We start from the raw sequence: 254 nt of genomic DNA, 5'->3' as shown, positions 1-254 counted from the left end.
CCTCGTCACAATGACTCGCTGCTGGTTGGCTGGGCCAGCCGCTCCTTCTTCAGTGAGTTGCTGGAAGCGGGCGTGAAAATTTATCAGTTTGAAGATGGCCTGCTGCATACCAAAAGCGTGCTGGTCGACGGACAACTGAGCCTGGTGGGAACCGTGAATCTCGATATGCGCAGTTTATGGCTGAATTTTGAAGTGACGCTGGTGGTTGATGATGCGGGTTTTGGCAGCGATCTCGCCTGTGTGCAGGATGACTA

The 254-nt window shown here is 53.5% G+C and carries 1 protein-coding gene; it reads left to right on the top strand.

The genetic code is table 11. The features are described from left to right. On the top strand, positions 1 to 254 hold a 254-nt coding region (locus SB765_RS31730; RefSeq protein ID WP_410932769.1), incomplete at both ends, for a phospholipase D-like domain-containing protein.

The organism is Pseudomonas sp. SIMBA_067 (genome assembly GCF_046534675.1).
Taxonomy (GTDB): Bacteria; Pseudomonadota; Gammaproteobacteria; order Pseudomonadales; family Pseudomonadaceae; genus Aquipseudomonas; species Aquipseudomonas putida.
This window is presented reverse-complemented; position numbering and strand designations above follow the sequence as displayed.